This is a genomic window from Paractinoplanes rishiriensis (assembly GCF_016862375.1).
GTDB lineage: Bacteria > Actinomycetota > Actinomycetes > Mycobacteriales > Micromonosporaceae > Actinoplanes > Actinoplanes rishiriensis.
This window is the reverse complement of sequence record NZ_BOMV01000013.1, coordinates 81,619-96,502: the sequence shown is the minus strand read 5'-3', so window position 1 is coordinate 96,502 and position 14,884 is coordinate 81,619. Positions and strand designations below refer to the sequence as shown.

Here is a 14,884-nt window from a genome sequence, read left to right as displayed (position 1 = left end):
TCAGGCCTCCGTCGAGATCGGGCGGATCAGCAGGCTGCCGCTGGGGTCGGTGGTGGCCGCGTGGCCGGGCAGGACGAGGGTGGTGGAGTCCATCTCGACGACGATGGCCGGGCCGGTGAGCACGTCGCCGGCCCGCAGCTTGAGCCGTTCGTAGACGGCCGCGTCGACGAACTCGCCGTCGACGTAGATCCGGGTGTCGCCGGTGCGGGCCGCGGCCGGGTCGCCGTCGCCCTTCTCCAGGTGGATCGGCGTCACGGTGGGGCGGGCGCCGGTGACGGTGGCGCGGGCGTTCACCAGCTCGTGGTCGACCGGGAGCGTGAACGAGAAAAGCCGCTCGTGCTCGGCGTCGAAGCGCGCTCCGAGGTCCTCGCCGAGCTCAAACGCGACCGGGAGCTCGTTGCCCTGCCCGACAAATCGGATATCGGCGGAATATGAGGTTGATTCGACGACGACGCCCTGATCCGTCAGGCGCTGCGAGGCGGTTGCGGCAAGCTCTTCAAAGATGCCGGCCAGGTCCCCGTCAGACAAATCGCCCAATTTTTGCAGCACGGTCCGGGCCGACTCGTCCCGCGCCGAGGTCGTGGCGTCACCCAGCGCGCACAGCACCCCCGGCGACGGCGGCACGATCACCGGCCAGGCCCCGGTCAGCCTGCCGAGGGCGTTCGCATGCAACGGCCCGGCGCCGCCGAACGCGACCAGCGCGAAGTCCCGCGGGTCGAAGCCCTGCTGCACGCTGACCAGCCGCAGGCCGCCCAGCATGTTCTCGTTGACGATGTCGATGATCCCGGCCGCGGCCGCCTCGGCACTCGGCAGGCCCATCGCGTCCGCGACGGTCTGCACCGCGGCCCTGGCCGCCTCCCGGTCGAGCGTGATCTCGCCGCCGGCCAGGGTGGTAGGCAGATAGCCGAGCACGACGTTGGCGTCGGTCACCGTGGGTGCGTTTCCGCCTTTGCCGTACGCGGCGGGGCCCGGCTCGGCTCCCGCCGACTGGGGCCCGACCCGCAGCGCCCGGGTCAGCTCGGGGACGTGCGCGATGGAGCCGCCGCCGGCCCCCACGGTCCGTACGTCGACGGCCGACGCGCGTACGGTCAAATCTCCGACCTTGGTCTCCCGGCCGATCCGCGCCTGCGCATGCTGCACCAGCGCGACGTCGGTCGAGGTGCCGCCCATGTCGAAGGTGAGCAGCTCGGTGTGCCCGGACTGCTCGGCCACCCAGACCGCGCCGGTGACGCCGCCGGCCGGACCGGAGAGCAGCATGGTGACCGGGGCGCCGATCGCCGCGCCGGCCGCGGACAGGCCGCCGTCGCTGCGCAGGATGGACAGTTCGGCCGGCACCCCCTCGGCGGTCAGCTTCGCCGACAGGTTGGCCACGTAGCGGGCGACCTGCGGCTGCACGTACCCGTTCGCCACGGTGGTCAGCGCCCGCTCGTACTCCCTCATCTCGGGCAGCACCACGCTGGAGAGCGAGACCTCCACGCCGGGCAGTTCCTCGGCGGCGAGCTCGGCGATGCGCCGCTCGTGCGCATCGTTGGCGAAGGCGTTGATCAGCGAGACGGCAAGCGCCTCCACCCCGTTGTCGCGCAGTTTGCGCAGCGCCGCCCGGGTGGCGTCCTCATCCAGCTCGCTGATCACGGTGCCGTCGCTGCCCACCCGCTCCGGCACCTCGACCGTGTTCTCCAGGGCGGCCAGCGGTTCCGGCTTGGGCCAGATGATCCAGCCGGCCAGGCCGCCGGGCACGAACGAGCGGGCGATCTGCAGCACCTGCCGGAAGCCCTGGGTGGTGACCAGGCCGACGGTGGCGCCCTTGCCCTCGAGGATCGCGTTGGTCGCGACCGTGGTGCCGTGCAGCACGGCGGCCACGGCGGCCCGGTCGATGCCGGCCTCCGCGCACACCTTGTCGATGCCGTTCAGCACGCCCACGGACTGATCGCTCGGCGTCGATGCGGTCTTCGCCCGCCACGTCGAGCCGGAATCCTCGTCGACCAGCAGCACATCGGTGAAGGTGCCGCCCACATCCACGCCGAGTCGATATGACATGTCTCTCCTTAAATGATCTTGGCTGTGCGCAGGCGCGCGCGCTCCGTTTCGTCCAGGCCGATCAGGCCGCCGTAGATCTCGTCGTTGTGTTCGCCCAGCGCCGGCCCGGCGGAGCGCACCGCGCCCGGGGTCGCGGACAGCCGGGGCGTCGCGTTCTGCATCGGGAGGTCGCCGAGGTCGGGGTGCGGCACCGTCACGATCGCCTCGCGGGCCGCAAAGTGCGGGTCGGCGAACATGTCCTTGGCCCGGAAGATCCGCCCGGCCGGGACGCCGGCTTCGTGCAGCTTTTCGAGCAGCTCGTCCGCCTGATTTGTCGCTGTCCAGGCGGCGATGACGTCGTCCAGCTCCGCCATCGCCACGCCCCTCGCCGAATGCGTGGCATATTTCGGGTTTGTCGCCAGTTCCGGTTGATTCATGGTTTGCGCCAGCCGGCCGAACACGCTGTCCTGGTTCGCGGCGATCAGAATCAGGTCGCCGTCACCCGTCGGATAGACGTTGCTGGGCGAGACGTTCGGCAGCGTGGCGCCGGTGCGTTCGCGCTGGTAACCGGCCACCGCCCACTCCGGCAGCAGCGACTCCATCATGGCCAGCACGGCCTCGTAGATGGCGGAGTCGACGACCTGGCCCCGGCCGGTCCGGGTGCGGCTGTGCACGGCGATCAAAGTTCCAATGCAGGCGTACGTGGCGGCCAGCGAGTCACCGAGCGAGATGCCGGCACGCACCGGGGCCCGGTCCGGGTCGCCCATCACGTACCGGATCCCGCCCATCGCCTCGCCGATCGAGCCGAAGCCGGCCCGGCTCGCGTAGGGACCGGTCTGCCCGTATCCGGTGACGCGGGTGACGATGAGGCCCGGGTTGGTCTGCCAGAGCGTCGCCGGCCCGAGTCCCCAGCGCTCCAGGGTGCCCGGCCGGAAGTTCTCCACCACGATGTCCGCGGTGTCGATGAGCTGGCGGACCAGCGCCTGCCCCTCGGGTTGGCGCAGGTCGCAGGTGACCGACTTCTTGTTGCGGGCCACCACCGGCCACCACAGCGACTTGCCGTGCGGTTTCTCCCGGCCCCACTCCCGCATCGGGTCGCCCCTGGCCGGGTCCTCCACCTTGATGACCTCGGCGCCGAAGTCCCCGAGCAGCTGCCCGCAGAACGGTCCGGCCAGCAGCTGACCGAATTCGACCACCCGCAGGTCGTCCAGGGGCAAACTCACGGTCGTCCTCCAAGCATCGTGGCCCGCGCGTTGTAGAGATGCGCGCGCATGATGGCCTCCGCCCAGTCCCCGTCGCCGGCCCGCGCCGCGGCCACCATCTCGACGTGGTGGTGCAGGCTGCGGCGCAACGCGTCGGGCGCGTAGTCGTGAAAGTTCTGGTGCACCACCGACGCGTGGATGACCCCGCGCAGCGCCCCGGCGAGCGGCGGCGAGCCGGCCGCGTCGATGAAGACGCCGTGGAACCGGCGGTTGAGCTCCTCGACGACGGCCAGGTCCTGGTTTTTCCCGGGCCGTCCGGCCCGCGACATCGCGGCGGCGAGGTGGTCCAGCTCCGCGAGTTGGTCCGGGGTCAGATTCGGTACGGCTTGACGCACCGCGTACGGCTCGAGCCGGAGTCGCAGGTCGAAGATCTCCCGGAGCTGCTCGGTCGTCCACGACGCCACCCGGGCCCCACGGTTCGGCTGTATCTCCACCAGCCCCTCGGCGGCCAGCCGGGACAGTGCCTCGCGGATCGGCGTCCGGCTCACCGAGAGCCGCCCGGCCAGCTCGGCCTCCCCCAACCGCGCACCGGAGGCGATGGCTCCCGAGAGGATCTCCTCCCGCAGCACCCGCGCCGCCTGCTCCGCCGCTGCTCGCACCCGGACCTCCCTGTCCATCACCCCGGATTGCATGCAATCCTTGCCACCACCACCGCGTTTCCGCAAGACATCGCGGCATGAGATCCGGAGGTTGTATGCAATGACCGTTTCCGTGGTCGAGGTCTCGCCCCGCGACGGCCTCCAGAACGAGGCCGCGATCGTCGACACTCCCGACAAACTCGCCCTCATCACCACGCTCGCCGCGGCCGGCCTGCGACGGATCGAAGCGGTCAGCTTCGTCCATCCCGGTCGCGTCCCCCAGATGGCCGACGCCGAGGCGGTCGCCGCCGGCCTGCCCCGCGCCCGGGTGTCGTGGATCGGCCTGGTGCTCAACGAGCGCGGCCTGGACCGCGCCCTGGCCGCCGCGGTCGACGAGGTGAACGTCGTGGTGGTGGCCACCGACACGTTCAGCCACCGCAATCAGGGCGTCGACACGGCCGCCGGCATCGCCGCGTGGGCCCGGATCGGCGCGCGCGCCCGCGAGGCCGGCCTGCGCACCACGGTCACGGTCGCGGCGGCGTTCGGCTGCCCGTTCGAGGGCGCGGTGTCACCGGAGCGGGTCCGCACGGTGCTGGCGGACTGCGTGGCCGCCGCCGCACCGGACGAGGTGGCCCTGGCCGACACGATCGGCGTGGGCGTGCCGGCCCAGGTGCGCGCCCTGGCCGCGACAGCCGCCACCGAGGCGCGCGGCATCCCGCTGCGCTGGCATTTCCACAACACCAGAAACACCGGATATGCGAACGCCCTGACCGCCGCCGACCTGGCCGGCGCCACCCCGGTGGCCCTGGACAGCAGCGCGGGCGGCATCGGCGGCTGCCCCTTCGCCCCCGCCGCCACCGGCAACATAGCCACCGAGGACCTGCTCTACCTGCTGCACCAGAGCGGCTACGACACCGGCGTCGACGTCGAGACCCTGCTCCCCCTGGCGTCCCGCCTCAGCACCCTGCTGGGCCACGAGGTCCCCGGCCAGCTGGCCCGAGCGGGCCTCTTCCCGCCGGCCTGACCGGCCGCCTCCGTCCCACGATGCTGGCGCGTCGGGACATGCGTCCATTTGCGACCATGGGTGGATCGACGCATGTCTTCGGGGAGGGTCCATGCGCAGACGAATCGCCACCTCGCTGGCCACGGTCACGCTTGTCGTGCTCGGCATCGGAGCAGCGCCGGCCGCCGCAGCCACGTCCAGTGCCCGCCCGGTCGCGGCCACGAAGGAGGACGCACTCCGGGCCGCGCTCGACCGGGTCACCGCGGCCGGTCTGCCCGGCACGTTCGCCGAGGTCCGCAACGGCCACCACACCTGGCGCGGTGCCAGCGGCGTGGCCGACGTGGTGACCGGGCGGGCGATGCGGCCCGGGTACCAGCATCGGGTCGCCAGCATCACCAAGACGTTCGTGGCCACCACCGTGCTGCAACTCGTGGCCGAGCGGAAAATCGCGCTCGACGCACCGCTGGGGCAATACCTGCCGGAGTACGCCCGGGACGGCGCCACCGTGCGGACGCTGCTCAACCACACCAGCACCATCGGCAACTACATCAGCGTGCTGTTCGCCGACCCGGCCACCGACATCGAGCGCTACCGCACCGAAACCGTGCCGCCGCGCGAACTGGCCCGCCTCGGCCTGGCCATGCCGCCGACGGCCGGCTACGCGTACTCGAACACGAATTTCGTCCTGCTCGGCCTGATCATCGAAAAGGTCACCGGCCGCCCGGCCGCGGCCGAGATCACGAGGCGCATCATCCGGCCGCTCGGCCTGCGTGGGACGTATTTCCCGGGCACCTACCCGCACATCGCCGGGCCGCACGCGAAGGCGTACATCCCTTGGTTTGATGGTGAATTGAGGGATTTCAGCGTCTATAACATGTCGTGGTTGGGGATGGCCGGTGAGCTAGTTTCCACGACGGCGGATCTGGATCGCTTCTATCGCGCGCTGCTGACCGGCCGGCTGCTGCGCCCGGCCGAAATGACCGCGATGCGCACGGTGGTCCCGTGGGACGAGGCGACGCCCGAGGCCGGCGGCTACGGTCTGGGCATCTACAGCGTGGCGCTAACCTGCGGCCCGGTCTGGGGGCACGACGGGCTGGCGCTGGGGCATTCGACGTTCTCGTGGCACTCCCCCGACGGCAGCCGCCAGGCGACGATCGCCCTCAACATGACCCACTACCAGATCCCCGGCGAGCCCGACCTGATCCTCGGCGCCACGCTCGAATTCCTGGATCTGGCCCTGTGCGGCCCGACAGTATCGATGCGCGCGACGTCAAAGCCGTTCGTGCCGGTCGACCGCTTCTCGCTGTGATCCTGAAGCGAGCGCGTCCAACTCGGACGGGGAGGGACGGCGCCCGCCGATCTCGCCGTCCACGAGCCGCCGCATCAGCGCGACCTGCTCCGCGGTCGCGCTGGCCGGATCCACGTCCGCCGGGCTCCGCCACGATCGGGCCAGCGGCGGAGTTCCGGACGGCAGGCGGCTGCGGACGGAACCGCGGGCCGCGGTGGGTGAAGCCGGCTGGCCGGGCCCGAGGTGGGTCCGGCCAGGAGTCATCGCTCAGTACCACTTCTGGTTGGCGCCGCCCCAGCAGTCCCAGGTGACCACCTTGGCGCCGTTCGCGCCGTTGAAACCGTAGATCTCCAAGCATTTGTTGTTGAGGCGGCTGCGGATTTCGGTGCCGTTGCGGTACCACTTCTGATTGGCGCCGCCCCAGCAATCCCACATGACCACGTCGGCGCCGTTTCCGCCGTTGAAGGCGTAGATTTCCAAGCACTTGTGGTTCATCGTGTTGCGGATGAATTCGCCGTCCCAGTACCACTTCTGGTTGGCGCCGCCCCAGCAGTCCCAGGTGACCACCTTGGCCTTGTTGGCCGCGTTGAAGGCGTAGATCTCCAGGCACTTGTGGTTCATCTCGCTGCGGAACTCGATCGGGCCGGTGGCCTGCGCGGCGGCGGCGGGCGTCAGCACCAGGACGGTGGCGGCGGCGCAGGCGGCGAGCTGACGAATCCAACGGAAAGTATTCATGACAATGCCCCCATGCATTGACGGATAAGATGTGCCGGCGAAATTAAAACTAGCCGCGCGGTGGGGGGAATACCGGGAAACCAAATCAATGTCGGATCGGCGACAAAGAGGGTCAGTGCCGCGCCAGCCAGGAGTTCGGGTCGCGGCGGATCCGGTCGACGGCGCTCAGCGCGGCACCGATCACCGCGGCGTCCGGGCCCAGCGGCGCGGGACGCACCTCCACCGGTGCCCAGCCGGCGGTCAGCACCCGGCTGTTCAGCTCGCGTTCGATGCCCTCGGTGAGCCACGACGCCAGCAGCGAGAAGCTGCCGCCCAGCAGCACCGTGTCCACATCGATGATGTTGATCAGGGCGGAGAGAGCGGTGCCCAGCGCGGTACCGGCCCGGTCCAGCGCGGTGAGGATCTCGGGCGAGCCGGCCGACACCAGCTCGTCGATGGCGACGGCGGGGGACGCCGCGGGCGACGGCACCGGCACCGCCGCCAGGATCTCCCGCAGGCCGGCCACGCACTGCAGGCAGCCGTTGGCGCCGCAGGCACACCGCGGGCCGCCGCTGTCGACCATCACGTGGCCGAGTTCGCCGCTCCAGCCCCGGGAACCGCGCAGCGGCGTGCCGTCCAGCACGATGCCGGCGCCGATGTCGAACTCGCCGGACACGCAGACGAAGTTGCGCAGTTCCGGCGCGCTGGCGTACAGCTCCCCCAGCGCCGCGAGGCTGGCGTCGTTGCCGACCACCACCGGCAGGCCGGCCGCCCCGATCCGGGAGCGCAGCGCGGCGCCGGCGTCGACATCCCGCCAGCCGAGCGCGGGAGCGAAGCGCACCACGCCGTTCTCGTCGATCGGGCCGGGTGCGGCCAGCGTGGCACCGACCACGGTGAGGCCCTGGGCGGCCGCCGCGTCGATCGCCGCCTTCGCCATCGCGGCCAGGCTGCGCAGCGTCTCGTCGGGAGCCTCGAACCGCGGGGTGAAGTCGAGGTGCCGCACCGCGCCGGTCAGGTCGACCACGCACGCGGTCAGCGCGTCCACCCGGATGTCCAGGCCGAGCCCGGCCGGTCCGGTGGGCGCCAGCGAGAGCCCCACCCGCGGGCGGCCGCTGTTGCCGGAGCGGGCCGGGCCGGCCTCCACGATCAGGCCGCCGGCCAGCAACTCGTCGACGATCCGCGAGATGGTGGGCCGGGTCAGGCCGGTGGCCACCGACAGTTCGCTGCGCGAGATCGGCGCCCGGCTGCCGACGATCTGCCGGAACGTCAGGTCGAGGTTGTGCGCGCGCAGGCTCTCCTGCCGGACCGGGGTGTCCGTGGCGGGTGCGACCCGGTGCACCGGGCGGGTCATGAGGCCCATTCGGCGGCGTACGCGGCGGCCCGCTCCGGCGGCACGTCGCCGTCGGCCACCACGGTGACCACCCGGCGGGCCAGTTTGTCGCCCGGCGGCAGCACCAGCGGCGCCTCCCAGGCCAGCGCCGAGCCGATGCCGAGGTAGTCGCGGGTGCGCAGGAACCAGCGGTCGTCGCGGGTGGCCGGGGTGGCACCGATGAACACCAGCGTCCAGCCGATGCCAGTGACCGAGAGCCACGGCGAGCGCTCGCCGTGCACGGCCGCCGAGCCGATGCCGGTGGCCGCCGCGATCTTGCAGGCGGACATCTCCGAGGGGGCCCGCCAGAAGAAGCCGCCGTAGCCGGCCCCGGTGCGGCCGTGCGCCGCGGGGCTGCGGATCGGCAGGTCGCGGCCGGACACGTTGGTCAGCTCGAAGCCGAACTCGAGGGCCCAGGCGTCGTCGCCGGCCGGGCGGGCGGACAGCTCGCGTTTCTCGGTGAGCAGGGCCTCGCCGTCGATGGTCAGCCAGCGCAGGGTGTGTCCGAGCCTGGTCTCGGTACGCCGCAGCCACCGCACGTGTTCCTGGCTGCCCTGGTTGTCCAGCCAGGCCGGGCCGTGGCCGGGCAGGAACGTACGCCCGCCCCAGAAGTTGCCGCCGTCGACCTCGGCGACCGCAACGCTCACCCCGAGGTGGTGCCGGTGCGAGGCGGGCATCAACTCGGTGACCGTGGTGCCGGCCATCGTGCGTACCGGATGAAGGTAGGGCCGGGGCGCGAGCCCCACCGGCAGGTCGGGGCGCCACGCGTACTCGGCGACGGTGCGGCCGGCGACACGCAGGACCGCTGGGGCGTCACCCGTCGTCACGCAGGCCTCCGGACGGTCGTTCTCGGTAACATAAGGCCGACACAGTGTAGGGGCACATCGATCCCGATGGTCAGGTGACCTCGAAGGACCCGAAATCGGCGTGTCCCGCTCCGTTCCCGGGCCGGGCGGTCGCGAACAGCGCCAGCGTGGCACCGATCCAGCCGCCGGGGGTGGCGGTGAACGCGGTGCCGACATCGAGCCGGGCGGAATCACAAAGAGCGCCGAACCGCACCACCGCACCTTCACTGACGGTGGCTTCCAAAAGCACCGAAGAGTCGGCCGGCACCTCGACCGGCGCGGCCAGGTCCCGCTCCGGCGAGCCGTCCACTTCCGCCGAGCGGCAGGTCAGGAACGTCGCGCCGGCCCGCCGTTCCAGGCCGATCCAGGCGTACGCGTGCCCATGAACCAGAAGCCCGGCCCGAGCCCCCGTCCCGGCCGTGAGCCGCACCTCCGTGGTGGCCCGCACGGCCGGCGCCGGCAACCGCTGGCCCAGCACGTTGGGCACCTCGCGCAGGTCGCTGTCCGGCCACGGCACGCAGGCCAGCCGGAGGCCGTCGCCGGACGTGCGGGGCACCAGCCAGCCGGACGCCGGGTTGGCCGGCCAGGTCCACTGCGGCCCGGGCACGCCGCCGGGGAACGTGTCGCTGACCGGCGGCGCGTAGGGCACCCCCGGCCCGTCCGCGGGCTTGCGGTGGTTCGCCACCGGCGTGCCGCCGGAACCGATCACCGGCCAGTCGTCGGCGGCCCACTTCATCGGCTGCAGGTGCACCACCCGCCCGTACGCACCCTGGTCCTGGAAGTGCACGAACCAGTCCTCGCCGGCCGGCGAATCGATCCACGCTCCCTGGTGCGGCCCGTTCACGTCGGTGTCGCCCTGTGCCAGCACGATCCGCGGCTCGTAGTGGCCGAGCACGCTGCGCGACCGCATCGCGTACTGCCACCCGTTCGCCACCCCGCCGCCGGGTGCGAAGATCCAGTACCAGCCGTCCCGGTGGTACCACTTGGGGCCCTCCAGCGTGCGGCAGCCGGGGATGGCGTCGCCGTCCACCAGCACCGAGCCGGTGTCCAGCGGCCGGCCCAGGTCGGGCGTCATCCGGTATGCGGTGAGCCGGTTGTTGAAGCCGCACCGGGACTTGGCCCAGCCGTGCACCAGGTACGCGCTGCCGTCGGTGTCCCACAGCGGGCACGGGTCGATCAGCCCGCGGCCGGGCAGCACCAGCCGCGGCGCCGACCACGGCCCGGCCGGGTCGGTCGCGGTCAGCACGTAGATGCCGTGGTCCGGGTCGGGGTAGGTGATCCAGAACTTGCCGGCGTGGTGCCGGATCGCGGGCGCCCACACCCCGCAGCCGCGACGCGGCGTGGAATAGAACGCCTCGGGCGTCAGCCGGGTCAGCGCGTGCCCGATCTGCTGCCAGTTCACCAGGTCGGTGGAGTGCAGCACGGGCAGCCCCGGCACCCGGTTGAAGCTGGACGCGATCAGGTAGTAGTCGTAGCCCACCCGGACCACGTCGGGGTCGGACCAGTCGGCGAACAGAACGGGGTTGCGGTACGTGCCGTCGCCGTTGTCGGCGATCCATGGGGAGACGCTCCGGGGAGAGCTCACGACGCCACCGCCGCGCCCGCCGCCTGCGCCACCAGCTGCTCGGTGGGCGGGCCGTCGGCGACCAGCACCGACAGGGTCCGGGTGAGTTCGGCGTCGGGGGCCACCACGAGCGGCCGGTCCCAGGCGATGGCCGGGCAGACCCCGGCGTAGTCGGTGGCGCGCACGAACCAGGGATCCTCCGCTCCGGTCGTGAAGATCAGCGTCCAGGCGTCGGCGCGGGGCCGGCGACCGGTCAGCACCACGTACGACTGCTTGGTGCCGTGCACGTCGCTGTTGTTGCCCTCGCCGAAGGCGCGGACCCGCTCCAGGCCGGCCGGCGCGCGCCAGAAGAACCCGCCGTAACCGGCACCGGCCCGGCCGCGGGCGCCGGGGCTGTCTACCGTCAGCGGCTCCCCGGTGCAGCTGCGCAGCGTGAAGCCGACCCGCAGCTGCCAGGCCGAGGTGCCGACCGGCTGCACCGCGAGGGTCCGCTCCTCCTTGGCCAGCGGCTCGCCGTCCCGGCCGATCCACCACAGCTCCTGCACCAGGCGGTCGGCGGATCGGCTGATCCAGCGGGCGTGCAGCTGGCGGCCGTGGTTGTCCAGCCGCACCGAGCCGCGCCCCGCCACATATGTGCGCCCGCCCCAGAAGTTGGCACGGTTGAGCACTGGGATGGCAATACTCGCGCCGAGGTGGTGCTCGTGGTCGTCGGGCATGAAGCCGGTGACCGTGGTCCCGCCGAGCGTGGTGACCGGGTGCAGGTAGGGCCGGGGCGAGACCGCGGTGGGTAGTTGCGGGTCCCAGACGTACCGGGCAACCGCCCTTCCTTCGCAGGTCAAATCGACCGACGCGCCGTTGTCGGCGTGCCCCTGAACCATCGGCACCTCCCGCCTCGTGGCCGGTGCGGTGCCCGGCGGACGCCAAGCTACCTGCGGCCCGCCAGTTACGTCAATCTCTGTAACAAATTGGTCCCACTGCTAAAAGTCGAGGTGGGCAGGCCGTTGACATGCAAGCCACTCGATAGATAAAACACTGAAACAAATTGATGCCAGTTCTGTGGAAGGACCCACTGTGAATAACATCGGCCGGCGCGACGCGCTCAAGGTCGCCGGGCTCGCCGGACTCGCCGCCACCCTGCCCGCCTGCGGTCGTGGCTTCGGCGGTAAGAGCGAGGAAGGCGACGGCAAGGTCGAGCTGAACATGGTGTGGTGGGGCGCCGCCGACCGGGCCACCGTCACCCAGAAGGCGCTCGACCTGTTCCAGGCCGCCAACCCGAACATCCGGGTCAAGACCGAGTACCAGGACAGCACCCCGTACAAGGACAAGCTGGTCACCCGCTTCGCCGCCGGCAACCCGCCGGACCTGATGGCGATGCGCCTGGACAGCCTGGTGGAGTACTCGGGCCGCGGCTCGCTGCTCGACCTGACGAAGCACGCCGACAAGGTGGACACGTCCGCACTCTCCGACGGCGCCAAGGCGCTCGGCACGGTCGGGCAGTCGACCTTCGGCGTGCCGGCCGGCCTGAACACCGTCGGCTTCGTGATCAACAAGACCCTCACCGACCAGTTCGGCGTCGCGATCCCGGACGGCGACAAGTGGAGCTGGGACGACCTGGCCGCGTTCGCCAAGGAGGTCACCGCCAAGAGCGGCGGCAAGGTCTACGGCACCAACTTCGAGCCGTACACGCTCGCCAACCTGATCGTCTTCACCCGCCAGCGCGGCGAGGACCTGTTCACCGCGGACGGCAAGCTGGGCGTCACCACCGGCACCGTCACCGCCTGGTACGAGATGGTCAACAAGATGCGCGCCGAGAAGGGCTTCCCGCCGGCCGGCTTCATCGACCAGAACCGCGGCTCGTCGCCGGCCCAGTCCTACCTGGCCGCGAAGTCGATCGCCTCGCAGATCATCCCGACCAACAACCTGCTCGGCTACAACGAGGCGGCCGGCGGCAACCTGGTGCTGCTGCGGATGCCCGGCGAGGTGCAGGGCACCCGGCGCGGCCAGTCCGTGGACTGCCCGCACCTGTGGTCGATCGCGGCCCAGTCGAAGCACCCGCAGGAGGCCCTGTCGCTGCTCAACTTCCTGGTCAACGACGTGGAGGGCGCGAAGGCCACCGGCACCACCCGGGGCGTGCCGGCCAGCCAGAAGGTGGCCGCCGCGGTCGCGCCCACGCTGGCGCCGGACGACCAGAAGGCCACCGAGTACCTGACGAAGCTGCAGGGTGAGAAGCTGCCCCCGTCGTACCCGTACCCGGTCGGCGGCAGCAAGCTGGTCAACATCCTCAAGTCGATCAGCACCGAGGTCGAGTTCAAGCGGATCACCCCCGCTGCCGCTGCCGCCCAGTTCAAGACCGAGGCAGAGAAGGCACTCACCGCGTGACAGCTCTCGTCCCCACGCTCGACAAGAAACGCCGGCGGCGGCAGGACAAGGCCGGTTACCTTTTCCTGCTGCCGTGGTTCATCGGCATCCTCTTCACGGTCGGGCCGTTCATCGCCTCGCTGTTCCTGGCGTTCACCGACTACAACCTGCTCAACCCGCCGAAGTGGTCCGGGCTGGACAACGTCAAGGAGATGCTCGGCGACGCCAAGCTGCACCAGTCGCTCAAGGTCACCTTCATCTACACCCTGGTGTCGGTGCCGCTGTCGCTGATCGCCGCGCTCGGCGTCGCCATGGTGCTGCACCGCGGCATCCGCGGCCTGCCGATCTACCGCAGCGTGTACTACCTGCCGTCGCTGCTCGGCGGCAGCGTGGCGATCGTGATGCTGTGGCGCTACATCTTCGGCTACAACGGCATCGTCAACAAGGCGCTCGGCTTCTTCGGCATCGCCGGGCCGGGCTGGACGTCGGATCCGGACTACGCGCTCACCACGCTGATCCTGCTGCACATCTGGACGTTCGGCTCGCCGATGGTGATCTTCCTGGCCGGCCTCAAGCAGATCCCGACCATGTACTACGAGGCCGCGTCGATGGACGGCGCCTCGGCGGCCCGGCAGTTCCGCTCGATCACGCTGCCGCTGCTGAGCCCGATCATCTTCTTCAACCTGGTGCAGTCGCTGATCGCGTCCTTCCAGACCTTCACGCAGGGTTACGTCATGAGCGGCGGCTCCGGCGGCCCGGCCGACTCGACGCTGTTCTTCAACCTGTACCTGTACCAGAAGGGCTTCGCCGAGTACGACATGGGCTACGCGTCCGCGCTGGCCTGGTTGCTCCTGGTGATCGTCGCCGGGTTCACCGCCGTCAACTTCCTGGCCGCCAAGTACTGGGTCTTCTACGACAACTGAGACGGAACCACATGACCATCACCATGACCCGGCGGAAGGCTCCCTCCAGCCAGGAGCCGGACGGCGGCGTCGCCAACTCGAAGGCCACCCCGGGACGCCGGTTCCTGCGCCACGTCGTGCTCATCGCGATCGGCCTCGTGATGATGTACCCGCTGCTGTGGATGGTGTCCAGCTCGCTGAAGCTGAGCAACACCGTCTTCACCGACGAGTCGCTGTGGCCCTCGACGTGGGATCCGTCCAACTACCCACGGGGCTGGAACGCGCTCGCCGAGCCGTTCTCGCTGTACCTGATGAACTCGTTCGTCATCGTGACGCTGAGCATCGTCGGCAACCTGCTGTCCTGCTCGCTGGCCGCGTACGCGTTCGCCCGCCTGCAGTTCGCCGGCCGCAAGCTGTTCTTCGCGATGATGCTCGGCACCATGATGCTGCCGGCGCACGTGCTGACCATCCCCCGGTATGTGCTGTTCGACAAGCTGGAGTGGCTGAACACGTACTATCCGCTGCTGGTGCCGAACTTCCTGGCCACCAACGGGTTCTACATCTTCCTGATGGTGCAGTTCATGCGGGCGCTGCCGACCGAACTGGACGACGCCGCCCGGATCGACGGCTGCGGGCCGTTCCGCACGTTCTGGAAGGTCATCATGCCGCTGTGCATGCCGGCCTTCGCCACCACCGCGATCTTCACATTCATCTCGGTGTGGAACGAGTTCTTCGAACCCCTGCTCTACCTGACCGATCCACAGCTCTACACGGTGCCGCTGGCCGTCCGCCAGTTCATGGACTCCGAGGGCCAGAGCATGTGGGGTGAGATGTTCGCGATGTCGTTCGTCTCCCTGGCACCGGTCATCGGCTTCTTCATCGCCGGCCAGAAATACCTGGTCAAGGGCATCGCCACCACCGGTCTGCGCTGACCGGGAGCGGGGGTCGCCGGCCATGGCGACCCCCGTTCGAGCATCGACACATC

The 14,884-nt window shown here is 70.6% G+C and carries 13 protein-coding genes; 5 read left to right on the top strand and 8 right to left on the bottom strand.

The annotated features are described in order from the left end of the window. The 3 genes from Ari01nite_RS09545 to Ari01nite_RS09535 are packed head-to-tail and all read right to left on the bottom strand — an operon-like array spanning position 1 to position 3,877. Positions 1-2,037: a hydantoinase/oxoprolinase family protein gene (locus Ari01nite_RS09545; protein ID WP_239162608.1), complete on the bottom strand. Its 2,037-nt coding sequence runs from the start codon at positions 2,035-2,037 to the stop codon at positions 1-3. Positions 2,038-2,045: 8 nt separating this feature from the next. Beyond that, entirely contained in the window at positions 2,046-3,239 is a 1,194-nt protein-coding gene (locus Ari01nite_RS09540) for a CaiB/BaiF CoA transferase family protein (RefSeq protein WP_203780764.1), read from the bottom strand. Further along, a complete protein-coding gene (locus Ari01nite_RS09535) occupies positions 3,236-3,877 on the bottom strand; it encodes a GntR family transcriptional regulator (RefSeq protein WP_203780763.1) in 642 nt (213 codons plus the stop codon). The genes Ari01nite_RS09540 and Ari01nite_RS09535 overlap by 4 nt, the downstream gene beginning before the upstream one ends. Before the next feature lie 100 nt (positions 3,878-3,977). On the opposite strand from Ari01nite_RS09535, the gene Ari01nite_RS09530 reads away from it, so the two are divergent. Continuing rightward, positions 3,978-4,880, top strand: a complete 903-nt coding sequence (locus tag Ari01nite_RS09530) for a hydroxymethylglutaryl-CoA lyase (protein ID WP_203780762.1) — start codon at positions 3,978-3,980, stop codon at positions 4,878-4,880. A gap of 91 nt (positions 4,881-4,971) precedes the next feature. Beyond that, entirely contained in the window at positions 4,972-6,168 is a 1,197-nt protein-coding gene (locus Ari01nite_RS09525; RefSeq protein WP_203780761.1) for a serine hydrolase domain-containing protein, read from the top strand. A 246-nt stretch (positions 6,169-6,414) separates the two neighbouring features. On the opposite strand, the gene Ari01nite_RS09520 is transcribed toward Ari01nite_RS09525, so the two are convergent. From Ari01nite_RS09520 to Ari01nite_RS09500, 5 genes are all read right to left on the bottom strand, one after another. Beyond that, complete coding sequence (locus Ari01nite_RS09520) at positions 6,415-6,882, bottom strand: RICIN domain-containing protein (RefSeq protein WP_203780760.1); 468 nt, start codon at positions 6,880-6,882, stop codon at positions 6,415-6,417. 112 nt (positions 6,883-6,994) lie between these two features. Then, a complete protein-coding gene (locus Ari01nite_RS09515) occupies positions 6,995-8,212 on the bottom strand; it encodes an ROK family transcriptional regulator (protein ID WP_203780759.1) in 1,218 nt (405 codons plus the stop codon). Continuing rightward, a complete protein-coding gene (locus Ari01nite_RS09510) occupies positions 8,209-9,057 on the bottom strand; it encodes a DUF6807 domain-containing protein (protein WP_203780758.1) in 849 nt (282 codons plus the stop codon). The genes Ari01nite_RS09515 and Ari01nite_RS09510 overlap by 4 nt, the downstream gene beginning before the upstream one ends. A 70-nt stretch (positions 9,058-9,127) precedes the next feature. Further along, the gene (locus tag Ari01nite_RS09505; protein WP_203780757.1) at positions 9,128-10,660 is read right to left on the bottom strand and encodes a glycoside hydrolase family 43 protein; all 1,533 of its coding nucleotides are present in this window, start codon (positions 10,658-10,660) and stop codon (positions 9,128-9,130) included. Beyond that, complete coding sequence (locus Ari01nite_RS09500) at positions 10,657-11,517, bottom strand: DUF6807 family protein (RefSeq protein ID WP_203780756.1); 861 nt, start codon at positions 11,515-11,517, stop codon at positions 10,657-10,659. Before Ari01nite_RS09500 ends, Ari01nite_RS09505 begins: the two co-directional genes overlap by 4 nt. Before the next feature lie 193 nt (positions 11,518-11,710). Between Ari01nite_RS09500 and Ari01nite_RS09495 the strand changes: the two genes are divergently transcribed. The 3 genes from Ari01nite_RS09495 to Ari01nite_RS09485 are packed head-to-tail and all read left to right on the top strand — an operon-like array spanning position 11,711 to position 14,831. Then, entirely contained in the window at positions 11,711-13,018 is a 1,308-nt protein-coding gene (locus Ari01nite_RS09495; RefSeq protein WP_203780755.1) for an ABC transporter substrate-binding protein, read from the top strand. Continuing rightward, positions 13,015-13,920, top strand: coding sequence for a carbohydrate ABC transporter permease (locus Ari01nite_RS09490; protein ID WP_203780754.1), 906 nt, complete (start codon positions 13,015-13,017; stop codon positions 13,918-13,920). Before Ari01nite_RS09495 ends, Ari01nite_RS09490 begins: the two co-directional genes overlap by 4 nt. A gap of 11 nt (positions 13,921-13,931) precedes the next feature. Beyond that, positions 13,932-14,831 carry a carbohydrate ABC transporter permease gene (locus Ari01nite_RS09485; RefSeq protein WP_239162607.1) on the top strand — a complete coding sequence of 300 codons (900 nt, stop codon included), beginning with the start codon at positions 13,932-13,934 and terminating at the stop codon, positions 14,829-14,831. Positions 14,832-14,884 lie beyond the last annotated feature (53 nt).